At 58.5% G+C, this 22898-nt stretch carries 23 protein-coding genes; 13 read left to right on the top strand and 10 right to left on the bottom strand.

The window, feature by feature from the left end; genetic code table 11:
* The first annotated feature begins 31 nt into the window (after positions 1–31).
* Entirely contained in the window at positions 32–925 is an 894-nt protein-coding gene (locus A3709_RS14410; protein WP_082850124.1) for an isopenicillin N synthase family oxygenase, read from the top strand.
* Between the two features lie 74 nt (positions 926–999).
* Positions 1000–1374: a YMGG-like glycine zipper-containing protein gene (locus A3709_RS14405; RefSeq protein WP_197484198.1), complete on the top strand. Its 375-nt coding sequence runs from the start codon at positions 1000–1002 to the stop codon at positions 1372–1374.
* A 2-nt stretch (positions 1375–1376) separates the two neighbouring features.
* On the opposite strand, the gene A3709_RS14400 is transcribed toward A3709_RS14405, so the two are convergent.
* Positions 1377–3251, bottom strand: a complete 1875-nt coding sequence (locus tag A3709_RS14400) for an AsmA family protein (RefSeq protein ID WP_066055915.1) — start codon at positions 3249–3251, stop codon at positions 1377–1379.
* A gap of 70 nt (positions 3252–3321) precedes the next feature.
* Positions 3322–4578 carry a valine--pyruvate transaminase gene (locus A3709_RS14395; protein ID WP_066056239.1) on the bottom strand — a complete coding sequence of 419 codons (1257 nt, stop codon included), beginning with the start codon at positions 4576–4578 and terminating at the stop codon, positions 3322–3324.
* Positions 4579–4669: 91 nt separating this feature from the next.
* On the opposite strand from A3709_RS14395, the gene A3709_RS14390 reads away from it, so the two are divergent.
* The 3 genes from A3709_RS14390 (at position 4670) to A3709_RS14380 (ending at position 6451) form a co-directional block, all read left to right on the top strand.
* A complete protein-coding gene (locus A3709_RS14390) occupies positions 4670–5557 on the top strand; it encodes a DUF3667 domain-containing protein (protein WP_066055912.1) in 888 nt (295 codons plus the stop codon).
* Between the two features lie 63 nt (positions 5558–5620).
* Entirely contained in the window at positions 5621–5821 is a 201-nt protein-coding gene (locus A3709_RS14385) for a hypothetical protein (RefSeq protein WP_066055909.1), read from the top strand.
* A 165-nt stretch (positions 5822–5986) separates the two neighbouring features.
* A complete protein-coding gene (locus A3709_RS14380) occupies positions 5987–6451 on the top strand; it encodes an outer membrane protein (RefSeq protein WP_066055906.1) in 465 nt (154 codons plus the stop codon).
* On the opposite strand, the gene A3709_RS14375 is transcribed toward A3709_RS14380, so the two are convergent.
* Both A3709_RS14375 and A3709_RS14370 read right to left on the bottom strand, forming a co-directional pair.
* On the bottom strand, positions 6448–6963 hold the full coding sequence (locus tag A3709_RS14375) for a hypothetical protein (RefSeq protein ID WP_066055903.1): 516 nt from the start codon (positions 6961–6963) through the stop codon (positions 6448–6450). The two genes, A3709_RS14380 and A3709_RS14375, sit on opposite strands and share 4 nt — an antisense overlap.
* Before the next feature lie 83 nt (positions 6964–7046).
* Positions 7047–7460 carry a globin family protein gene (locus A3709_RS14370; protein WP_066055900.1) on the bottom strand — a complete coding sequence of 138 codons (414 nt, stop codon included), beginning with the start codon at positions 7458–7460 and terminating at the stop codon, positions 7047–7049.
* A 439-nt stretch (positions 7461–7899) separates the two neighbouring features.
* On the opposite strand from A3709_RS14370, the gene A3709_RS14365 reads away from it, so the two are divergent.
* From A3709_RS14365 to A3709_RS14350, 5 genes are all read left to right on the top strand, one after another.
* On the top strand, positions 7900–10050 hold the full coding sequence (locus A3709_RS14365) for an adenosylcobalamin-dependent ribonucleoside-diphosphate reductase (RefSeq protein ID WP_066055897.1): 2151 nt from the start codon (positions 7900–7902) through the stop codon (positions 10048–10050).
* Positions 10051–10076: 26 nt separating this feature from the next.
* Positions 10077–10745, top strand: coding sequence for an NrdJb (locus A3709_RS14360; RefSeq protein ID WP_066055894.1), 669 nt, complete (start codon positions 10077–10079; stop codon positions 10743–10745).
* A 157-nt stretch (positions 10746–10902) separates the two neighbouring features.
* Complete coding sequence (locus A3709_RS14355; protein WP_066055891.1) at positions 10903–11835, top strand: 5'/3'-nucleotidase SurE; 933 nt, start codon at positions 10903–10905, stop codon at positions 11833–11835.
* A 17-nt stretch (positions 11836–11852) separates the two neighbouring features.
* Positions 11853–11981: an SDR family NAD(P)-dependent oxidoreductase gene (locus A3709_RS23330; protein ID WP_156507769.1), complete on the top strand. Its 129-nt coding sequence runs from the start codon at positions 11853–11855 to the stop codon at positions 11979–11981.
* Between the two features lie 121 nt (positions 11982–12102).
* Positions 12103–12369 (top strand): hypothetical protein, encoded by a 267-nt coding sequence (locus A3709_RS14350; protein ID WP_156507768.1) that lies wholly within the window; start codon positions 12103–12105, stop codon positions 12367–12369.
* A 16-nt stretch (positions 12370–12385) separates the two neighbouring features.
* Here A3709_RS14350 and A3709_RS14345 read toward each other — a convergent pair whose 3' ends face one another.
* Positions 12386–13951 carry a phospholipase D family protein gene (locus tag A3709_RS14345; RefSeq protein WP_066055886.1) on the bottom strand — a complete coding sequence of 522 codons (1566 nt, stop codon included), beginning with the start codon at positions 13949–13951 and terminating at the stop codon, positions 12386–12388.
* 43 nt (positions 13952–13994) lie between these two features.
* On the opposite strand from A3709_RS14345, the gene A3709_RS14340 reads away from it, so the two are divergent.
* The 3 genes from A3709_RS14340 to A3709_RS14330 all read left to right on the top strand — a co-directional run bounded on the left by A3709_RS14340 (position 13995) and on the right by A3709_RS14330 (position 18250).
* Entirely contained in the window at positions 13995–14531 is a 537-nt protein-coding gene (locus tag A3709_RS14340) for a nuclear transport factor 2 family protein (protein WP_197484197.1), read from the top strand.
* A gap of 73 nt (positions 14532–14604) precedes the next feature.
* Positions 14605–16638, top strand: a complete 2034-nt coding sequence (locus A3709_RS14335) for a S9 family peptidase (protein ID WP_066055880.1) — start codon at positions 14605–14607, stop codon at positions 16636–16638.
* Between the two features lie 70 nt (positions 16639–16708).
* Positions 16709–18250, top strand: a complete 1542-nt coding sequence (locus A3709_RS14330; protein WP_231871195.1) for a phospholipase D family protein — start codon at positions 16709–16711, stop codon at positions 18248–18250.
* Between the two features lie 7 nt (positions 18251–18257).
* On the opposite strand, the gene A3709_RS14325 is transcribed toward A3709_RS14330, so the two are convergent.
* The 5 genes from A3709_RS14325 to thiO form a co-directional block, all read right to left on the bottom strand.
* Positions 18258–19337: a ThiF family adenylyltransferase gene (locus A3709_RS14325; RefSeq protein WP_066055875.1), complete on the bottom strand. Its 1080-nt coding sequence runs from the start codon at positions 19335–19337 to the stop codon at positions 18258–18260.
* Entirely contained in the window at positions 19330–20838 is a 1509-nt protein-coding gene (gene thiE, locus A3709_RS14320; RefSeq protein WP_066055872.1) for a thiamine phosphate synthase, read from the bottom strand. The genes A3709_RS14325 and thiE overlap by 8 nt, the downstream gene beginning before the upstream one ends.
* Positions 20831–21613, bottom strand: a complete 783-nt coding sequence (locus A3709_RS14315) for a thiazole synthase (protein WP_066055869.1) — start codon at positions 21611–21613, stop codon at positions 20831–20833. The genes thiE and A3709_RS14315 overlap by 8 nt, the downstream gene beginning before the upstream one ends.
* Positions 21614–21618: 5 nt before the next feature.
* A complete protein-coding gene (gene thiS, locus A3709_RS14310; RefSeq protein ID WP_082850120.1) occupies positions 21619–21828 on the bottom strand; it encodes a sulfur carrier protein ThiS in 210 nt (69 codons plus the stop codon).
* On the bottom strand, positions 21825–22892 hold the full coding sequence (thiO, locus tag A3709_RS14305) for a glycine oxidase ThiO (RefSeq protein ID WP_066055866.1): 1068 nt from the start codon (positions 22890–22892) through the stop codon (positions 21825–21827). Before thiO ends, thiS begins: the two co-directional genes overlap by 4 nt.
* Between the last annotated feature and the right edge of the window lie 6 nt (positions 22893–22898).

The raw sequence follows: 22898 nt of genomic DNA, 5'->3' as shown, positions 1-22898 counted from the left end.
GCGTTTCTGGAAAAAACCCGGGGTATTAATAGTGGAAATTCCGCTCATCGATTTTTCATCTGGGAGCGACGAGGAACTAGCCGCACAGTTGGCGTATGCCATGGGGGAAGTGGGGTTCATGACGGTCACTAACATTGGCATACTCACTGAAATCATTGATGCGATCTTTCGGGTCAGCAGCCAGTTCTTTGAGCGCGATACAGATTACAAACATCAATATCTATATCGCAATGCCAGCGAAAATTTTGGCTATCAGGGCGTGGGCATGGAGAGCCTGGAGCCAGGTAAGCCAGGGGACCTGAAGGAAACCTTTACTCTGCGTCTCGCGCCTGGCAGTGACCTGGGTGAAGATCGTTGGCCCTCTGAAGCGTTCCGTAGCACAGCGCAGAACTTCTATAATGAGTGCCTGGGCGCCGCCACTCGGATTATGCGGCTCATGGCCCGGGTCTTTGAACTGCCTGAAGACTTTTTCAGTGCCACGGTGGGAGGGGAGAACGTCGCATTGCGACTGCTGTTCTATCCCAGGGGACAGCAGGTGGCCGATGGGGGTGAGCAACTCGGTGCCGGGGCTCACACGGACTACGGCATTCTCACTCTATTATTCCAAAGCGGTGTCGGTGGGCTGGAAGTGCGAGACGGGAATGGGCAGTGGATTCCGGTGCCAAGCATTCCCGGGTCGGTGGTGATCAATACCGGTGACTTGATGCATCGTTGGACCAATGGCCATTTTCGTTCTACAGAGCACCGCGTAAAGCCCATGACCGGCACCCAGGACCGCTACTCGGTGGCGTTCTTTGTCGATCCTGATTCCCAGACGTTGATTGAAGTGCTGCCCCAGTGTGTTGATGAGTCGGAAGGCGTTACCTATCCGCCCATTACGGCGGGCGAACATATTCGCCAGAAGTTGCAGCGCAGTCACAACTGACTCAGCTGAGCTTCGAGCGTGCTTTACAAGTTTTTACAGACTGGCGGCCGGCAGATGTTACGCTGACTGAATACATGAGTCGGAGCGATGAGATGAACAAGTGCCTGGCGTTGATGATTGTGGCAGGACTGACGGCCTGTACCACGACCGATGATATTATTGTCGACCGCAAGGGTGTGGACCCGGCAAAGTACCAGCAGGATCTGGCCGAGTGCCAGGGCTATTCATCCGAAGTGAAAACGGGCGAAAAGACGGCCCGCGGCGCCGCCTCGGGTGCGGTCGTGGGTGGCCTGATCGGTGCTGCTGTGGGAAACAGTCGCGATGCCCAGCGCGGCGCCGGTGCAGGCGCCGTCAGTGGCGCGGCTCGCGGTGCCAGCGAGGGCTCCCGCGAGGAAGTGCAGGTGGTTAAGCAATGCCTGCGGGGCCGGGGTTATAAAGTCCTCAACTAGGCCTAGTTACCCAATAGCCCTTTCAATAGTTTGCCGGCGTCCTCGCCAAAGCGGTCTTCCACCTCTTTGGCGGCTTTGCGTTTGAGTTCGTTCTCGGCGAGGTCTGCGATGATTTCGCCGGTGTCTACGGAACACCAGTTGCCGGGCTCACCGGTGATATCACCGGCGCAGTTGACCGGCCATTTCACAGAGGTAATTCGTTCATTCACCCGACAGGCCGGGTCGATTTTCTCCAGGCCCGGTTTTACCCGCGCCTTGAAGGTTGCGTCGAAACTCATGGTTTCCAGGGCGAAGTAGCCGGTGCCGTTCAGGGAAATTTCACTGAGCTCAGCCTTGAGTGGTTTAAGATTGGCCTGGCCCTTGGCCATTTGAATCTTGATCGACAATGTATCGACCGGGGTGTCTGTCGGGAAGGTGGCGGTGAGGCTCTCCTGATTCACCAGGGCAACGGCGTCGCACATCATTTGTTCCACGCTCATATCCTTGAGTACTGTGTCCGACGCGGTGAGGTTAATGGGGCCCTTGAGGGTGTTGGTAACGGCAGAGCTCACATTGCCCTGACCGTTAAGCTTCCAGTCCAGGTCGACCTTGCCGGTGGCAATCGGTTGGGATTCCACCGATTCAAGCACCTGGGCAATATCGATTTTGGTGAGCTTGCCTTCGGTGTTCACTCGGGCCACCGGGTTCTTGGCATTGAGGCTGGCTTTCATGTCCAGTTTGCCACCGTGAACCTCACCGGTAACGGAGGACAGGTAGGCCGTGCCTTTCATGACACGCAATTTGGCTTTGAGATTGGTGACCACGTGAGGGTCCCACTCCACCCGGTCGATGGTAAGGGCGGCTCGGGTATCCATGGCGCGAATGGCTTCAACCGGTATCGCCGTATCGCCGGGCTCTGCGGGCTCGTCGGTGCTGGTCTGTTCTGCCGCAGCGGCATCGGTGCCGGCTAGCGCCAGCAGCGCCGGGGTGAATTCATTCAAACTCAGTTTGGCGTCAATCTGCGGGCTTTCGAAGCTTGCGTAGCGCACCTTGCCGTTGGCACGGGTGTCAGCAATGCTCATATCGAGCGTGAGGTCGGCGATCTCGTTGTTGATCTCAACGCTGCCGGATGTGGTCAGTACGACGGTCTCCGCCAGCGCGCCTTCCACGGAAATGGCCATATCTGTCAGGGTGGCGATTTGGGTGGTCTGGTCGACGGCGATATCGCCTTTCGCGGTGACGGTCATGGGGGTGTCGCCCGGCATGCGCAGTGTGGCCGATAGCGGGATGGGGCGGTTGTCGAGGTTCAGGTCGGTGGCGCGCAGTTCGACGATTTCCAGCACGCTGGTGTCACCGCCAGCCTCTGTCGTTTCCAAGCGGGAGTCCGTCACCACCAGGCTGGCAACATTGAGTGCCAGGGGCACGGCAATAGTTGACTGGGTGCTGGCTACCTGACCGGCTTCTTCTTTGGCGCGCGTGCGCTTGGCATAATATTCTTCCAGCTCCTCGCGGCTGTACTTACTGGTGTTGACGGGTGCCGGAGCCGGGGCGCTCACTGTTTTGACGGCCACACCATCCAGATACACCGTATCTACGACCACCTCATTGGACAGCAGTGGCACGAACTGCACACCGATTTCCAGTTCTCGCGCCGCCAGGCTGGTCTCCTCTTCGCCGGGCATTTCGAGGGCGACTTGTCCCAACTTCACGCCGAGGGTGGGAAAGATGCTGAGATCCACCTCGCCGCCCACGCTGAGCCTGGCGCCGGTTTGTTCCTCGATCTTCTGTGAGGCAATGCTGAGCACCTGGTCCTTGTCGAGAATGATCGGGATCAGAATGGCCGCGGCCAATATCAGTATGAGAGGAATAGCGATCAGGAATAACAGTACACGTGACATTGAGGAGCCTCAGGAAAGGTTGTGCCAGCTTGGATCCAGAATAATAGAACAGGTTCGGCGGCGCTGCGTATTAAGCTTCCGAATAAGCCTGTGTGACTTCCTCGGCGATGATGTGGATGCCCCGGCGCACCACGTCGGCATCCTGCGCATAAGACACGCGGATACATTCGTGCTGGTGTGGCCATTCGTCGTCGATGCCGACGAAGAAGTTTTGTCCAGGGACGATAAGCACCCCGCGTTGCTTAAGCCGTTCGTAGAGCGCCTGGCTGGTCACAGGCAGATCTTCAAACCAGAGCCACAGAAAAATAGCGCCCTCGGGTTTGTGTATATGGAAGGGCAGGTCACCGAGTGCCTGGCGGAACCAGGCTACGGTTGCTGATGCGCGCTCCTTGTAGAACGGGCGTATCAGCTGATTGGAGATGGAATCGATTTCCCCGCTGGCAAAGAGTTGTTTCGCCAGGGCCGGCCCGAGGGTGCCGCAGGCCAGGCTGACGATGGTGTTGGCGTTGGTGAACGCCTGCACAATATCCTCGCGGGCGACGACAATGCCAGTGCGTACTCCGGGCAGGCCAAGTTTGGACAAGCTCAAGGCCAGAATCGTATTGTCGTTCCAGTGGGGCTGGGCGTCGGCGAACAGAATGTTGGGGAAGGGCAGGCCGTAGGCGCCGTCGATAATCAGTGGAATATCACAACCCGCGGCGATCTCGTCCAGGTGGGCGATTTCCTCGTCGGTCAATACATTGCCGGTGGGGTTGGTTGGTCGCGACACGCACAGGGCGCCTGCCTCTGGGCCAGGGCTAAGGCTCGAGAAATCAACACGATACTTGAACAGATTATCTTCGAGTAGATCGATGCTGGGGCGAGTGGCGGAAAAGAAGTTGTGGCTGAGGCCTGCATCAGCATAGCCGATGTATTCCGGAGCCAGGGGCAGGTGAATGGTGCGCTGGTTGCCGTCGGGCATAGTGCCAGCCAGCATATTGAACAGCACAAAAAAGGCCGCCTGGCTGCCGTTGCTGACGGCGATGTTCTGTTCCCCCAGTGCCCAGCCGAACTGCTTGTTGAGATAGGCAGCCATCTGCTGGCGGAACTCGCGATCGCCCTGGGGTGACTGGTAAATGCCGAACAGGCTGTGACGTTGGGCCGGGTCCGACATGATGTCTTCCAGGCGTTGCTGGAATACGGCCTCTACCTGCAACAGGCGTCCGGGATTGCCGCCGCCCATGAAAATCATGGCGGGGTTCTCGTTCAGGGCTGACCCGAGGTCATCCATGAGCTCGACGATGCCGGACTCACCGGCAAATTTTTTTCCGAAGGCTGACAGTTTCACATTCGTTAACCGCTGGTAACTGAGAGTCATAGTAGCCCCAGTCCCCATAGCTGTATATGCTCACTCTTTTACAGGGATAAGGACCAATACCTTGGAGCAGCAGCGCTGTCGCAACTGTGGCCATCAGGTAGACGGGGAGTACTGCAGCAATTGCGGCCAGCGCGAAGGCCGGGCAGATCGCCGCTTTATGGATCTGGCGGGTGAAATTGTCGGCGATGTGTCCGACGTGGACTCCCGCTTCTGGCGCACTCTGGTGTCTTTGTTGTTCCGGCCGGGGTACCTGACCGCTGAGTTTATCGCCGGCAGGCGAGCGCGCTATTTGCCACCGCTGCGGCTGTATCTTGTGTTCAGCTTCATTGTGTTCCTGGTTATGGCTATCGATGCCTCCAATGCCCTGGAGTCAGGGAACGGCGTGGAGGTGGTGGACGAAAGCGGCGAAGTAGTCGCCTTTGACCCCAATGACGTGGCCAATGCGTTTGTTGGCGAGGACGGCGCCGAACCGGAGGTGAGCATCGGCATTGCCGATGAACAGAGCCCGCAGTGGATGCAAGACCTGCAGGCGAGGCTGGAAGGCAATGCCCGGCAACTGAACGACGATCCCAGCGAATTCATTGAAGATATGGTGAGCTTCCTGCCGCAGATGATGTTCATTCTGTTGCCTTTGTTTGCCTTCCTGATGCTGCTGGCCTATCTGGCCTCGCCGTTTCACTACTTGCAGCACCTGGTGTTTGCCCTCCACTACCACAGCTTTGTCTATCTGCTCTATTTGGTTGATCAGCTAATCGGTTATGGTGGTATTGAAATCGACGGCTGGCTGGCGCTCTGGTTGGTGGCTTACCTCCCTCTGGCTTTGCGCACCTGTTATGACTCCAGCGTGAAGGGAGCAATAGCCAAGAGCTTCTTTATTTATATCGCCTATCTGGTGCTGCTGGTTCAGGCATTCGCCGGAGTGGCACTTATTGCCCTCGCCATGTTGTAGTTCGGGCGACAATCAGGGTGCTTGTCTTAATACTCAGCCATCTCATTATCCCAAGGAAATCCAATGCACCGCCTCGCGTCCACCGTGCTACTGGGGCTGGCCCTCGTTGCCCCATCGGTTGTTGCCGACAGCGAACCCACCGCTAAACACCCCTACCTCGAACAGAAAAATGTCCTGGTGTTGGGGACGGCCTGGCAGGAGGCCGACGCCACGATTCGCGCGACGGTCGACCCGCTGCCAGAGCAGGAAATCGAGCTCGGCTAGCTGGGGCTTGATACAGAATATACCTCGTACTATGCCGAGTGGCGCCATCGGCTGAATCACAAGTGGTGCCTGGTAGCTGCCGCCCAGACCTTTCAGAGTGAGGGCGATCTCAGACTGGCCCGCGATATCAACTTCGGCGGCGTCGAGTTTCCCGCGGGCATAGATGTGGACTCCGAGCTCGGGGTGGTTATCTACTTTATCGATCTGATGTACAACTGCTACACCACCGACCAGGCCGAGCTCTCGCTGGGATTTGGTGTGCATGCCTTTGACACGGATGTCAGTGTCGATAGGCGTGTTTTTGTGGGAGACAACGAGGTGCGTGGTAGCAGCTCCAGTGGTGAGTTATTGGCCCCACTGCCCAATATCCGGGGTTCCGCGTTCTATGCCTTTAATGACAAGCTCTCAACATTTGCGACTCTGGGTTGGATGAGTGCCAACGTCGGCGAGTGGAGCGGCTCTTTTACTTATTTGCACTGGCGCTTGCACTATGCCTTCGGCGATCGTTGGGGGCTTGCGGCGGGCTACCAGTACACAGACGTTGACGTCGAGCGCGATCAGGGTCGAAAGGAAACAGCTTTTGACATGCAGTTCAAAGGCCCGTCCCTCAATCTCACCTTTATGTTCTAACTGGCGCTGCCGGCGTAGCGAATATGCGCTGGCGAATCCACGTGTTTGTGCTGGGCAGCCTCATTGCCCAGCAACTCAAACCACTCGCCCCAGGAAGGCTGTTGTTGTTCCTCCCTGAAATCTTCCTGCCACTGTTCAAGCTTGCGGCTCATCGTCGATACAATGCCGCCGGCCAGATCGAGCAGCAGTTGCATGGGGGCAATACCCTGGTGCACCAGCAGGCCTATGGTTTCGAAGGAGGTACACACCGTGATGGTCGCATGCTCATACTCAGGCCCCCGGGCGCGAAGCTCATTCAGTGAAATACCGTCGGGCAGTGGCTGAAGCAATCCGATCGCGCGGGGGAGATCCGGGCTGTAGAAGGTTTGTGCCAGGTTGATCGCCACCGCGTCGCGCTGCTGGATGCGAAACTGGCGTATCTGGAACAGGCCGACAATCAGGCCGGTGAGGATGCTGCTGGCGCCGATAATTTCTGCAATGACGGCCCAGGTTGAAAGGGGGATGCCGGTCATGAGCGTGCACTTCTTGTGCTGTTGTTATCGCCTGAGTTTAGCAGTCGATGCACGCGCTGCAGTGGGGATCGCGGATGTGGAGCTTAGTCGGTCCGGGCGGCGGCCTCGTTCATGGTGTCGGCCAGCACGGAGTAGGTGGTGGTCCAGGCGGTTCTTGTGTCCGGTGTAAACGCCTCTCCCAGCCATCGCGCCAGGGTCCACAGTAGCGCCTCGCCGACGGCGTCGTAGTCTGCTGCGGTAACACCATAGCCTACATGTCGTTTCCCCAGCGCCTGGATGGCGGGAACAACGGCCTCCCGCCGATCAATCGACATGACTGTCGTATTCAGTATGGCTATGAGCATTTTGCCCTGGGCCCGCATGTCGCCTGTGAACAGTGCCCGGTACGGCGGGTTTTGTTCAAACAGTCTGGCGTAAAAGGTGTCGGCCGCCTGTTCGGCAATCGGCGTCATTGCCGCCAAGGCGGTTTTAACCAGATGGATTTGCTCGGGGGGCATCGCTGGCGATTCCTCGTCGCGGCGGGTGGTGAATTTTNGGGCGCGCGCGCCACAATGGAGCCACAAAAGAGCGCCCCGATCCAGCCCGGGGGCCGGAATCGGGGCGCGAACACACATGGATGGAGACTTCAATGGTGTGAGCCCGGGCACAGGCCCTGGCTCGCTATTCGAAAAGCATAAACTGTGCCAACCAAAGAGGCACTGTTTCGGCGGTCCGTGAGGTGCGACCGATGCGTTAGTTTGCGCTCACCGGCGTGCACTTAAATTGCGGTCCTGTGCAGAAATTGCACTGGTTAATCATTGATCGGTAAGGAGTTTTTTTCACAATATCTTGTGGGGACTATTGTGAGTGCACCGATATGTGGGTATCGTTGCACGTTCTAACTACAAGCTTCGCAATCGCAATTCGATGGCAATTTTCTGACGTACAAGGGGCATCATGGAATCAGTAGCCAAGCAAGGCAAAAACATCCGCAGCACCACCAGCAACATCGAGCTCCAGGGCGCATCTCTGGATATCTGGGACAAAAAATACCGACTCAAAGACGCACAGGGTAACGCCGTTGACAGTGATATCGACGCGACCTATACCCGGGTTGCCCGTGCGCTGGCAGACGTCGAGGACGAGGCCGGACGCCAGGAGTGGGAGCAGCGTTTCGTCTGGGCACTGCAGCGCGGCGCGATCCCGGCGGGCCGCATTGTGTCCAATGCGGGTGCCCAGGAACACAAGCCTGCCACCTCCACTATTAACTGCACGGTCTCTGGAACGGTACCCGATTCCATGGAAGGCATTCTGCAGAAAAACATGGAAGCCGGCCTCACCCTGAAAGCGGGCTGTGGCATTGGCTATGAATTTTCCACGCTGCGCCCCAAGGGCGCATTCGTGTCGGGTGCTGGAGCGTACACTTCCGGCCCCATGTCCTTTATGGATATCTTTGACAAGATGTGTTTCACCGTGTCCTCCGCTGGCGGTCGTCGCGGTGCGCAGATGGCGACCTTTGACGTACATCACCCCGATGTATTCGATTTCGTGAAGGCCAAGCGTGAGGACGGTCGCCTGCGCCAGTTCAACCTCTCTTTGTTGATTACCGAGGACTTTGTTAAAGCAGTCCGCGATGACAGCGAGTGGGCCCTGTCCTTCCCTATTACCCAGGCCGAGTACGACAGCCTGCAAAGCCAGGAAGACGCGGAGATTGTCTGGCGTTCTTTCCCGGTCACCGAGGGCTATGTCACTGACGACACCGGCCAGGTGGCCTGCCGCGTGTACCAGCGCATCCGGGCGCTGAAGCTGTGGAACGCCATTATGTCGTCCACTTACGACTACGCTGAGCCGGGCTTTATTCTCATCGATGAAGTGAACGAGAAGAACAACAACTGGTTCTGCGAGAACGTGCGCGCTACCAACCCCTGTGGTGAACAGCCTCTGCCGCCCTACGGCAGCTGTCTGCTGGGCTCGGTTAACCTGACGCGCTTTGTACGCGAGCCGTTCACGGAAAGCGCCTGGTTCGACTGGGAGGAATACCGCGAAGTAGTCGCCGTGTTCACCCGGATGCTCGACAACGTCGTGGAAATCAACGGCCTGCCACTGGAAGAGCAGCGCCGTGAGATTACCAGCAAGCGCCGTCACGGCATGGGCTTCCTGGGTCTTGGTTCCACCATGGCAATGCTGCGCATGAAGTACGGTGAAGCCGATTCCCTGGAGTTTACCGAGCAGGTGAGCAAGGAAATGGCAGTCTCTGGCTGGAAGGTCGCGCTGGACCTGGCACGTGAGAAAGGCGCTGCGCCCATCATGGAGCAGGAGTTTGAAGTCACTGGCGATATGCTGCGCCGGCGTCCGGAAATGGCTGCCGACGGCATTAAGGTAGGCGACAAGGTTGCGGGCAAGGTATTGCACGCCAAGTACAGCCGCTACATGCAGGCCCTGGCACTGGAAGAACCGGAATTGGTGGATTCCATTATCGCTGAGGGTGCGCGCTTCACTCACCACAGTTCCATTGCGCCCACCGGCACAATCTCACTGTCGCTGGCCAATAACGCCAGCAACGGTATCGAGCCCAGCTTTGCCCACCACTACAGCCGTAATGTGATTCGTGAGGGCAAGAAGTCCAAGGAAAAGGTCGACGTCTTCTCCTACGAGCTGCTGGCCTACCGCGAGTTGGTCAATGGCGACGCCATGCCATTTACCGACGACGAGACCAAAAAACTGCCGGAGTACTTTATTGCGGCAGACGACATTACGCCCACCCAGCACGTAGACGTGCAGGCCGCGGCTCAGAAGTGGGTGGATTCCTCTATTTCCAAGACGATTAACGTGCCCACGGATTTTGCCTACGGGCAGTTCAAGGACACCTATCTGTACGCGGCAGAGCAGGGTCTAAAAGGGTGCACGACCTTCCGCTTCAACCCGGAGGCCTTCCAGGGCGTACTGGTAAAAGAGGAAGATCTGGAGAACACCAACTACCAGTTTACGCTGGAAGACGGCTCGATCGTGGAGTTCAAGGGTAATGAGGAAATCGAATACGACGGCGAAACGCACACTGCTGCCAACCTGTTCGATGCACTGAAGGAAGGATACTACGGCAAGTTCTAAGCGCGCCGTTTGAAGGTAAATAGACCATGAGCAAGAAAATCGACAAAAAAATCGTCGGCTTCCAGGTGAAGTCCGAAGAAGACAAGCAACAGGAAGTCGAAAGCAATATCGTGCAGATGCACGAAAAAGTGTCGCGCCCCGAACAGCTCGAAGGCGCGACTTACAAGATCAAGACCCCGCTGTCTGATCACGCCCTGTACCTGACTATTAATGACATCATCCTCAATCCGGGGACAGACCACGAATTGCGTCGCCCCTTCGAGGTGTTCATTAATTCCAAGAACATGGATCACTTCCAGTGGATTGTGGCCCTGACCCGGGTCCTCTCGGCAGTTTTCCGCAAGGGCGGCGACTGCACCTTCCTGGTAGAAGAGCTGAAGGCGGTGTTCGATCCGCAGGGCGGATACTTCAAATCGGGCGGACGTTTTATGCCGTCGCTGGTCGCTGAAATCGGCTGGGCGATTGAAGACCACCTGCAGAATATCGGCCTGCTGGAAGCACCCGGTCTCAGCGATCACCAGAAAAAAATTCTTGATGAGAAGAAAGCTGAATACGAAGCCAAGACCGGCGACGACGGTGCCAACACCGAGTTTCCCGCCAGTGCTGAGCTGTGCAAAAAGTGCAGTGTGAAGGCTGTCATCCTGATGGATGGCTGCATGACCTGCCTCAACTGTGGCGATTCCAAGTGCGGTTAAGCCGCACCTGAGCCTCGCTGTCTGCCACGCCCCGTCCAGTCGGGGTATATCATTGCAAACCCTCTTTGCCCCTTGTCTGCTCAAGCGCACAGGGGTCAATTTCTTTGTGCTACTGTCGACCCGCTGAGATAAAAATTCGAACAGCAGGAGACATAGCATGAAACTTAAATCACTTCTTCTCGGCGCTGGTTTGGCGCTGGGCTCCCTCAATGCATCCGCACTGAACATTGTGCTCACCAATGACGATGGCTGGTCTACACCGGGTATCCAGGCCATGTATCAGGTGCTGACTGAAGCCGGCCACACGGTGGTATTGTCCGGCCCCCTCGATGGCCAAAGCGGTAGCGCCGCCGGCTTTAATATTGGTGGTCTGGAAATCACCAAGCAGGCTGAAAACCAGTATTCCGTGGCCGTTGCGGGTGGTGAGACTGGAGCTGAACCTGCCACCTCTGGCATTGTCGGTATGCAGATTCTCACCGAGATGACCGGTGGCCAGGCGCCTGACCTGCTTATCTCCGGGATTAACGACGGCGCCAATGTCGGCGGCGCAACGACTTTCTCCGGTACCGTTGGTGCGGCGATTGCCTCGATCTCCTATCTTAATGGGCAGAGTGTGCCGGCGATTGCTATCAGTGCCGATGAGCACTGCGACGAGGAGCTGCCACTGGAGGAGTCGACCTGCATTGAGGTGGCTGAATTCACTCTGAGCTACCTGAATCACCTTCTGGAGCGGCCCGCCTATGTCAACGGTGACGACGCCTTGATTCCGAATCTGCGTGCATTGAACATTAACTATCCTGCCGGTACGCCCATGGGGGTGATGACTGCGCGCCAGGGCCTGCAGCCCTTGCTAGGCGGTCGTGCGATCGGGCTTGAGTGGGGCTGCAGCACCAGCTGTGCTGAACTGGAAGTAGGTGAAACTGCCGAGGGCGGTATTCTCGGCACCATTGATTTCAGTGACTTTGAAGACATTGATGAGGCGGATTCTGTTTACTTCTCCCAGGGTTACATCACTGTGGTGCCGATTCGCGGCAGCTATGACGGTGGCGCCCAGGGATTGAAAAACTACCTCAATACCTACGACTACTAAGGCACAGGGCGGCGGTCATGACTCACACACAACAAGCCATGGTAACGGGTGCAAGCTCTGGCATCGGCTGGACCTTTGCGTCGCGCCTGGCTGATGCGGGATATGCGGTGTGTGTCGTGGCCGGGCGTGAAGACCGGCTCAAGTAGCTGGTCGCCAGTCTGGCGGGTGAGGGCCATACTTACATGGCAGCTGACCTGGCTGACGCGGCCGATCTGGCCGCGGTTGGCGCGGAGCTGGGATCAGCAGCGTGCACGGGGTGTGTACGTCATGGCGCTATGCCCAGGTATGACAGAGACGGAGTTCATTGCCGCGGCAACCGAGGGCGAATCTGATTTCTCCTCGATGCCCGATGCGATGGTGCAGTCACCGGATGAGGTGGTGGATGAAGCGCTGCAAGCGCTCGCGGCGCGCCGCGATGCCATCGTGATTACCGGCCGCACCAATCGCATGATGGCACAGCTGCCCCGATTGCTGAGTCGCAGCCGGCTTATCCGGATGATGTCAAAGGTAGGTGATCCCGAGGCCAGGCTGTAGGCAGTCTGGCACCTGCTCAAAACAGTTTTTCAGGCACGATCAGTTTGAGGGTGCCCGTGGTGACCCGCTGTAGCCAGGTCGTATCCGGTTCTTCATCCAGTACTTCTTCGACGCCATCACGGCGAGTCACCCATTGCAGGTTGCCGTCGTCATCGAGTTCAACCCTGAAGGCGTACTTGATGATTTGCTCATCAAAGTTCTTCGATTGGCCGGCCGCATCCTCGGCGCTGACGAAGTAGGCCCCCAACTCGGTGTTATAAATGGTTGAGCGGCCATCGATGTTATACGAACCCACCCACAGCCACCTCTCATCGAACACCATGAACTTGGCGTGCAGGCTGCTTTTTTCTGATTCAACGGCGTCGCTGCCCGCGTCCACCCGTTCGCCGAGATCGGCCCGCAGTTCGTAGAGTTCGACCCCACCTTCAACCAGATCCTGCCTGTAGCGGATATAACCCGCATGCACAGCCGGGACGTCGTTGGACAACAGGGAATTGGTGAGAATACGAACCCTGACTCCGTCGGCCACGCGCTGTATGAGATAGTCGGTGAATTCCTCGCCGGGAATAAAGTAGGGTGAGATGATCAGCAGATCTTCCTCGGCTGCGTCCAGTCCCTCCTTGAGCTTGGGTGCCAGCAGCACGTCGCGGTCGGGCTTACCACCATCGGCTTTCTCCGGCAGGTCGTAAGCGAGCACCCAATCCGACCAGTTGTAATTGAGTTCGGCGAAGTGGCGTGTCTGGGCAAGCTTCATCTGTTTTACCGCCGCTGCATACGGTGTGCGCCTGGCCAGCTCCAGTTGGGCGTCTGCGCGGATGTGGTAGTACTCGATGTCCTGTTCGGTGGGCAGGTCGTCGTAAAATTCGCCGATGGGGTAGGCGTGGCGGCTGTTCCAGTACAGGTCAAACTGGCTGCCTACCTCTGCGGCAATAGGGCCCACAGCCAGGGCGTCCATGTCGCTGAAAAACAATTCGCTGTCTGCTGCGAAATATTCGTCGCCAATATTGCGCCCGCCAAAAATGGTCGCAATCCCATCGGCGGTGAGGGTTTTGTTGTGCATCCGGTGGTTGATACGCGCGGTGTCGGTGAGCATGTCATCGAGGCGGTTGTCCCGGTTGGCGAATGGGTTGAACACGCGTATTTCGAGGTTATCCATGGCGTCCAGAACCCGCAATGTTGGGTCTTTGCCCGCTGTATCCAGATCGTCCAGCAGCAGCCTCACGCGCACGCCACGGCGAGCGGCTTCTGCCAGCTGGTGCATCATCAGGCTTCCCGTGAGGTCCTGATGCCAGATGTAGTACTGCATATCGAGAGTGCGGTCTGCCTGTTGGATCAGCGCCCAGCGGGTGATGAAGGCGTCCTCGCCGGCCATTAAGGTATAGAAGCCTGATTTATCCGGGTTGGCATCGATGACGTCCTGTAGGTCGCTGTGCAGCCGAGTGCCGTCGATATCGGCAATGGCGTAACTGGCCGTGCGCTGAACATCGTCGGGCAGGCTGGCGCAGGCGCTGAGGAACAGGACCAGACAGGCAGTGATAAGGCGCGTGGGGTTATGGGAGGGTGCGCTTTCTGTGGCTTTCATTCGTGGATCATTCCTGCGGCTGGAGTTTTGTGAAAGTATAGCTGTGAATAACACGAAGAAGGACATTCATATGGATGTTGAGCAGCGATTACAGGCGCTGGAAACTGAACTCGGGCGATTGTCGGCCATGGAAGAGATTCGCCAGTTGAAGGCTCGGTACCTGAACGCCTGTGATCGTCAGGACCCTGAGGCGGTCCGTGACTGCTTTGCCGAGGGCGAAGTCATTATTGATATGTCTTATTTCGGTCATTGTGCGAACCGGGATGAGTTTGTCGACGGCATCTTCGTCCCTCGGGGCTGCCATGATCATGTGCTGGATATGCATCATTGCGCCAACCCGGAGATCGCTATTGTCGATGCCGATCGTGCCACGGGCGTGTGGTCGTTGAACTATCGCAATATCAATACCAACGACCAGACGGTGACCATGATTTCCGCGTTGTATCACGATGAGTACCGACGTGTAGATGGCCTCTGGAAAATTGCACGATCGCGCACCGAGTATCGGACAGCGCTACATTTTTTGTATGAGCCGGGAAGCCTGCAGTTGCAAACTGCTGCGCGCACCTTGATGGGCTGAATGTCGTCAGCAGGTTGTACTATGCTGGTCCATTAATGAAATACGGATAACGAAAACCAAGGGAATTGAATCAATGAGTATCAGAATGAGAATCCTGGGCATTGTGTGTTTATTACCTCTGGTGGTGGGCGGCTGTGCGACCCCTCCCGCAGAGGAGCAAGTGGCGCTGATCGAGCGCTCTCAACTGTTCGGTAATCCGAGTCGGTTTCAGGGCCGCCTCAGCCCAGACGGGACGCTGATGAGCTTCCGCGCACCGCTGGACGGTGTCATGAATATCTGGGTGGCCCCCGTGGGGGATTTCGAGGCCGCCAAACCTGTCACGCGCGATACTGGACGAGGGGTGCCCAGTCATTTCTGGGCCCTGGACAGTGTGCATCTGCTGTATATACAGGATCGCGACGGCGACGAAAACTGGCATATGTACCGGGTGAACGTGGGAACTGGTGAAATGGCCGACCTGACCCCCTATGACGGTGTGCGAGCGGTTAACCTTGGCCAGAGCGAGCGTCATCCAGGCAACATCGTCATCGGCATGAACGACCGCGACCCCCGCTGGCACGATGCCTACCTTGTTGACCTGGCGTCCGCCGAGCGCACGTTGCTGGCAGAGAACGAGGGCTTTATCAGCCTGTTGGTTGACAACAATCTTGAAGTGCGCGGCGCTCTGGCGCCCACTGACGAGGGTGGCGCGACCGTACTGAGGCGTTCGGGCGATGAATGGTTGCCGGTACTCGATATACCGGTGGAAGATTACCGCACCAGCTCGGTGCTGGGTTTTGATGCCGACAACAAGCACATCTACATGCTGGACAGCCGCAATCGGGACAAGGCGGCGCTGGTCCGTGTTGATTTTGCCACGGGTAAGACTCGCCCGATCGCACACTCCGACCAGGCTGATATCGGCTCCGTGCTGATGGATCCGCGGACCCACAAACCTGTGGCAGTCGGTGTGCGTGTGCATGAGCTCAAGTGGACAGCGCTTGATCCTGCCTTCGAAGCGGATTTCGCTGCGCTGGCAGAACAGGCCATAGGCGATGCGGAAATACTGGCGACGACTCTCGATGCCAGTCGCTGGATCATCTATCAGTCCCGGGCCGATGGTTCGCCGGTATATGCGGTATATGACCGGTCTACCCGAGCCCTGGATACCATGTTTGTGACCAACCCGGATCTAGAGGGGTTGCCGCTGTCTCCTGTGCACAATTTGACCATTCCCTCCCGCGACGGCCTCGACCTGGTGTCGTACCTGACCGTACCACGCGGAGTTCAGGTGGATGCAGAGGGGATGCCTAGTCAGCCGGGCCCGATGGTGTTGTTGGTTCATGGCGGCCCCTGGGCCCGGGATATGGCCGGTTACTCCGGTGAGGTGCAATTCCTCGCCAATCGCGGCTATGCCGTATTGCAAGTGAATTACCGGGGGTCTTCTGGGTTTGGCAAAGCGTTCATCAATGCTGGCGACAAGCAGTGGGCGGCCAACATGCACAATGACCTGGTAGATGCGGTAGCCTGGGCTGTAGATGCTGGCGTCGCCGACCCCGACAGTGTTGCCATCATGGGCACCAGCTATGGTGGTTATGCCACGCTGGTAGGACTGACCTTCACCCCGGAGCTGTTCGCTTGTGGTGTCGATGTGGTCGGTCCCTCCAATCTTGAAACGCTGATTGCTTCAATCCCGCCGTACTGGACTTCCTTCCTCCGGTCCCTGATTAACGCGCTCGGTGATCCGGATACCGAGGAAGGCCTGGCTTTGCTCAAGGATCGCTCCCCGGTGAACCGGGTCGATCAGATCCGTCGCCCTCTGCTGATCGGGCAGGGCGCCAATGATCCCAGGGTCAAGCAGGCTGAGTCAGATCAGATCGTCGAGGCCATGCAGGCGCGCAACATTCCGGTGACCTATGCCTTGTATCCCGATGAGGGGCATGGCTTCCAGAAGCCAGAAAATACCATCTCCTTTTACGCACTGGCCGATGGTTTTCTGAGTGAGTGCCTGGGGGGGCGACACCAACCGATTGGCGATGATCTCCAGGGATCCAGCCTGCAGGTACTCGAAGGTGTCGAGGGAGTGCCCGGGCTGGCCGAGGCTCTGGAGGCCGCTGAACGGCGCTAGGTCTCGCTTAGGGTAAGGCAGTGCTGTTAGGCTAGGCACATAACAAGAGCAGGAGTTGGCTGTGAAGAATATGCGCCTGGCGTTGGTGACCCACACTATCTTACTGGCGGTTGTCGCGATATTGCTAACAGCGTGTGCGTCGGTGCCCTATGACTACCCCCGCTCAACCACGACCTATGTGCCGGGTTCGGACGCCACGGTACTGGGCACGGCCGGGGAACGCTGGAAGGCAACCCACGGCGACAAGGGTGGTTTTGTCGGTATGGCATCGGGCGTGGATGCCCTCGGCGCCCGCCTGCGCCTGTTCGAGCTGGCCGAAGAAACGGTCGATGCGCAGTATTTCATTCTAAAAAAGGACCGGGCGGGCGTCCTATTCGTCAATGAACTGCTGCTGGCCGCTGACCGGGGTGTTCGGGTGCGGTTGCTGGTGGACGACATCTTCTCGCCGGGTGTGGACCACGCTTTTTCAGTGATCGCTGCCCATCCCAACGTCGAGGTGCGCCTATTCAACCCGCTGCCCCGCCAGACCTTCAAGTATCTCGGCTACCTCACGCAGTTTGAGCGCGCGAACCGGCGCATGCATAACAAGTCGTTCACGGTGGATGGTGCCTTCAGTATTGTCGGCGGGCGCAATATCGGCGAGGAATACTTCGAGATCGATCAGGACACACGCTTTGATGACTACGAAGTGCTGATGATCGGTGACATCGTTGAGCAGGTGCAGCAGGGATTCGACGTGTTCTGGAACAGTGAGCTGGCGGTACCCATCGAGGCGTTTGGGATTGATGTATCTCGGAACGAGCTGGACGAATGGCGCTCGGGTGCCTTGCGAGAAGTGCATGAGGAGGCGAAAGCGCTCTACGAGGGCGCCCTGGACAGTCGGCTGTTGCAGCGTCTGAACAGTGGCGAACTAAGCCCGGTGGTTGCTGAAGCCACCCTTTATACGGACACCCCTGACAAGCTGTTAACCAAGGTGGGGGATCGCGACCAGGCGGTGTTGGCCCTCGAGCTGGGGCGCCGCTTCCGCGAGGCCTCTGATGAGCTATTCATCGTCACGCCGTATTACATCCCCCAGGACTACGGCATGAAACTCGTAGAGGATCTGTTGGCGCGGGGAGTCACGGTCAAGTTGGTCACCAACTCGCTCGCCTCCACGAACCATGTGCCTGTTCATGGTGCTTACAAGTACTACCGGCGCAAGTTGTTGGAAATGGGAGTGGAGATCTACGAAATTAAGGTCGATGCCGTCGATGGCCCTAATGAATGGGGGTATCAGCCCGGCAAGCTGACCCTGCATTCCAAGGCGACGGCCATTGATCGAGACAGTATTTTCATTGGCTCATTGAACTTTGATCCGCGATCTATCCTGATCAATACCGAGATGGGGATTTTCATTGAGTCCAGCGAAGCCGGGAGTGGATTCACCCTGCTGCTCGAGGATGAACTCAGCCGCATCAGTTGGCGGGTCGAGCTCGATGATGACGACAAGCTGCGCTGGACCTACGATCACGAGGGGGTTCAAGAGGTGGTTTACAAGGAACCCCAGGCCGGCTGGTGGCGGCGATTTCAAGCCGGATTCTACGGTTTGCTGCCGATCGAAGATCAGCTCTGAGGTACGGTCAATCAGCGGTTGACTGGCCGGTATAGCCGCCCGCCAACGACATAGCCTTGGTCAGTCCATGTTGGCGCAGCATCGCCACCGCAGAGCGGCTGCGAATGCCAGATTGGCAATACACCAATACCGGTTTGCCGCTCTCCAGCAAATCATCTGCTGCCTCAGCGAGTTCTGCCAGCGGTATGTGGTCTCCACCCAGATTGCCCGCAATGTGTTCCTCATAAGAGCGGACGTCGATAAGCAGCGGGTGATGCTCTTCAAGGAATTGCTTGAAAGCCGCGGCAGCGACTTCCTCAATGCTCGTATCAATTCCCGGGGGCTGGTAGTCACCGGTTCTGTCGCGATAGGTCTGGCGGCCGCTGCAGAGTACGCAACCTGGGTCAGGGCTAAGCTTGAACTGGCGCAACTTGAGTCCGGCGCCGTCGACGCTCACCAGGCTGTTATCGGTGGGTGTGTTTTCAGGGCCCAGGAATTTGATAGCTTGCAGCGCCTGCAGGGTGCCCATGACACCGGGGACCGCCCCGATTACACCTGACTGGTTGCAGTCGGGGGCCTCACTGAGCTCTGGGAACAGGCAGCGGAAGCAGGCCTCCCCTGGGGTGAACAGGGCTAGCTGCCCGGAGAAGCCGAGGACACTGGCATATACCCAGGGTTTGGCCAGCGCGTGGCAGATATCGTTAATCAGGTAGCGGGTGTGGAAGTTGTCCGTACAGTCCAGCACCAGGTCTACATCGCTGAATAACTGTTCCGCCAGCGCAATGTCGAGAAAGGAATCCACGGCATGGATTGCGATGCCGCTGTTGCGCTGTGCCAACTGCTCCGCAGCGGCAGCGGCCTTGTTGCGGTCGATATCCGCTTCGCGAAACAGCACTTGACGTTGCAGATTGGAGAGGCTGACGGTGTCGCCGTCGACGAGGGTCAGTCTGCCTACGCCGGCGGCCGCCAGGTACAGACTCGCCGGGCAGCCCAGTCCGCCAAGCCCAACAATACAGATGTGGCTCGCCCCCAGTGCCTGCTGTCCGGCTTCGCCGAAGCCCTGCAATTGCAGGTGGCGCTGGTAGCGCTGGCGTTCGCGTTCATCCATGGCTGGCATTTACACCATTGGCCATCCGCGCCATCAGGTCGCGGGTGACGGATTCCGGGTCGTCTGCATCGGTGATTGCGGTAATCATGGCAACGCCCGAAACACCGGTGGCGGACACCTGGCCAATGTTGTGATCCTTGATGCCGGCGATGGCGACCAGTGGAAAGTCCGCCAGGGCCTCGGTCCAGTATTGCAGTCCGTCCAGCCCGTGGGGTACCCAGGGCATGTCCTTGGTCTGGGTGGCATAGGTGGGGCCCACGGCGATATAGGAGGGGCGCAGCGCCAATCCCCGGGCGAGTTCGTAGTGGCAGTGATTGCTCACACCCAGGCGCAGGCCGGCCGCAGCAATAGCCCTCAGGTCGGCGCTTTCCAGGTCCTCCTGGCCCAGGTGAACGCCGTAGGCATGGTGTTCAACGGCTAGCTGCCAGTAATCGTTGATAAACAGGCGACAGTGATGGTCGCGGGCGATGCGCACGGCTTCGGCAATTTCATCCGACAAGGCATCGCCGTGCAGGTCTTTGATGCGCAGTTGAATGGTGGTCACGCCCAGGGGCAAAAGTTGCTGTAGCCAGACGGCGCGATCGACAATGGGATACAGACCAAGCTGGGGCTGCTCTTCGCTGACACAGGAAGGGAAGTTCAGGGCTGAGGGAAGCTTATCGTCCCGATAGCTCGGCCAGTTTCCGTTGGGGAACCCCATTGGCCTTGGGCAGCCTCGTTGACCATTGACGGGACCTGCGCGTTCGATGGCCTGATGCAGCGCCATGCGAGCGATCACCAGCGCATCGCGGACCTCGTAGCCGCGGGCCATCGCCGCCGCGATCAAGCTCGCAAGGGCGCAGCCGGTTCCTCGCAAATGGGGCGTGTCCAGCCGGGGCTGGGCGAGCTGGAAATGATGATCCGGCCCGACACAGGTATCGACAATCGGGTCGGCATCGCTGTGCCCGCCTTTGACCACAGCCCATGTCGCGCCAGACTCACGCAGCGCCGCTGCGGCCTGATCGGGGTTGTTGCCCGCGGCGGTGAGAGCGCCAGCTTCAGGCAGATTTGGTGTTACAACTGTGGCCAGTGGAAGTAGTTTCGTCAGCGTCTTGGCTCGGCCCGTAAGGTCTGCCTCGGCGCCCTCACTGGATGTCGCAAGAACGGTATCCAGTACGACCGGCAGCCCCAGCTGCGGCAGCTTGTGCCCGAGCATCTCGATCTGCTCAGCACTGGCGAGCATGCCGATTTTAATTACGCGGGGCGACAGGGCCATCGCCGCATCGATCTGCGATTCGAGTACGTCGGCATTTACCGGATTCACGGCGAACAGCCCGTCGTTATTCTGCGCTGTGGTGGCGGTGACCGCCGCGGCGGCATGAATGTCCAGTGCCTCGCAACTGCGTGCGTCCATGTGCAGCCCCGCCAGGCCAGCCGAGTCCACGCCGCCAATGCACAGCACCGTGGGACGATCAGTGACGGGGTGGTAGGCGTGGGTGGTAACCGGGTACAGCTCAGCCATTTTGCTGCCAGAAGGGCGTGCCCAGCGTGGGGGTACTGGGTTGGGCCAGGTCTTTCTCCGGCATGATGCCCGCTTCATAGGCACAGCGACCGGCTTCGACGGCGGCCCCAAAGCCTCGCGCCATGGTCACCGGGTCGGGTGAGCGTGCAATCGCCGTATTGAGCAGTACCGCGTCATAGCCCAGCTCCATGGCCTGGGCCGCGTGGGAGGGGGCACCAATTCCCGCGTCAACCACCAGCGTGATATCGGGCATACGTTGGCGCAGCTGCTTAAGCGCGTAGGGGTTGATGAGCCCCTTGCCGGTGCCAATCGGAGCGCCCCAGGGCATCAGTATGCGGCAACCTGCGTCTACCAGCTTTTCGCACAGCACCAGGTCATCGGTGCAGTACGGGAACACCTCAAAGCCCTGGGCAATCAACTCGCGGGTGGCTTCCAGCAGTGCGAAAGGGTCCGGCTGCAGGCTGTATTCATCACCGATGACTTCCAGCTTTATCCAGTTGGTGTCAAACAGCTCACGCGCCATTTGCGAGGTGGTCAACGCTTCCTTGACTGAGTGGCAGCCGGCGGTGTTGGGCAGCACGTGCAGGCCGGTTTCTTTAATGGTTTCCCAGAAGATGTTCTGGGCACCAGCCTGCTGGGCCTGACGCCGCAGAGAGACGGTGACAACATCTGCGCGTGAAGCGCGAATGGCGTCGGCCATAATCTGTGGCGAGGGATACATGGCAGAGCCGATGAACAGGCGGCTCTCGATCTGTTGGTCAGCGAGATTCCACATACGGTTCAGCCCCCTTGCATGGGAACCAGCAACTCGAGCTGGTCTCCGGCTTCGATGGTGGTGTCTGGATAGGCGGGGCGAGGTACAAAGTTCTCGTTGACTGCCACGGCAAAGTTGGCGGGCAGGNCGGGCAGCTGCGCCAGGAGCTCGCTGAGGGGCTGCGGGCCGCTGACCTGGCGCGCTTCGCCATTAATCTGTATCTGAATCGTACTCATATTGCTTGTTTTACCGATGATTGGGTGGCGTCCAGCAGATGTTGGGCGCGTTCGGCCATAGCTGGTGCCAGCAAGTACCCATGGCGGTACAGGCCATTGACTTGCAGAACACCTTCTTCCAGCCGAACCAGGGGCTGGTTGTCCAGCAGCGCGGGGCGGCAGTTGGTGCGGGTCGCGACAATTCTCGCCTCGGCAAAGGCCGGATGAATGGCATACAGCGCCGACAAAAGTTCCAGCGCCGAGCGCACACTGATCTCACTGGTGTCGTCGCTTTCGATCTGGGTGGCGCCGAGCAGGTAGTGATGATTCGCGCGTGGTACCAGGTACAGGCGATAGCGCGGGTGCATCAGCCTAACCATGCGCGAGATGCTCACCTCGGGGGCATAGACCTCTATGACTTCGCCGCGCACACCGCGCAGCCCGGGCAAATCCTCAGCGGCGCCCAGGCCGCGGCAGTCCGCCACCCAGTCAAAGTGGTGCCGGCCATTGGCGCTGACGATAAGTTTGGCTTGGAGTTCACTGACCTCGCATTGGCTATGCCACAGGGCACCGTTGGCTTGCAGGGTGTCGGCGAGGGCTGCCATGAGTGTGTCTGTATACACCCAGCTCTCGGCTGCCAGGAATGTGGCGTTGCCAAACTGTGGCGCCAGTTCCGGTTCCAGTTCTGCCAGACCTTGCCGGTCCAGAAACGCAATGCCCGGCTCGCCGGGGAGCTTGCGTGCCAGTAACTGATTGAAGTGTTCCAGGTCTGCTGCATCTTGCCCATGGGCGACCGCCAGTGATCCACCGCTATGAAAAACCTCCGGGGCATCCAGCTGAGCCACGATGTCGGGCCAGAGGCTCAGACTGCGCTGGCCCAGTTCGTAGATCAGACTTTCGGCGGACTCCAGTTCCGTGTATGGCGCGAGCATGCCGGCGGCGGTGTAGGCCGCCGCCGACCCGCACTCTATCGGGTCGCGATCGAACAGCGTGACCTGATGTCCGGCATGTTGCAGTCGCAATGCCAGCAGCCGGCCCATAATGCCGGCGCCGGCTATGCCCACTGTGGTGCGTGCTTGGGTCATGCGCCT

The organism is Halioglobus sp. HI00S01, assembly GCF_001635445.1.
Classification (GTDB): domain Bacteria; phylum Pseudomonadota; class Gammaproteobacteria; order Pseudomonadales; family Halieaceae; genus Halioglobus; species Halioglobus japonicus.
This window is presented reverse-complemented; position numbering and strand designations above follow the sequence as displayed.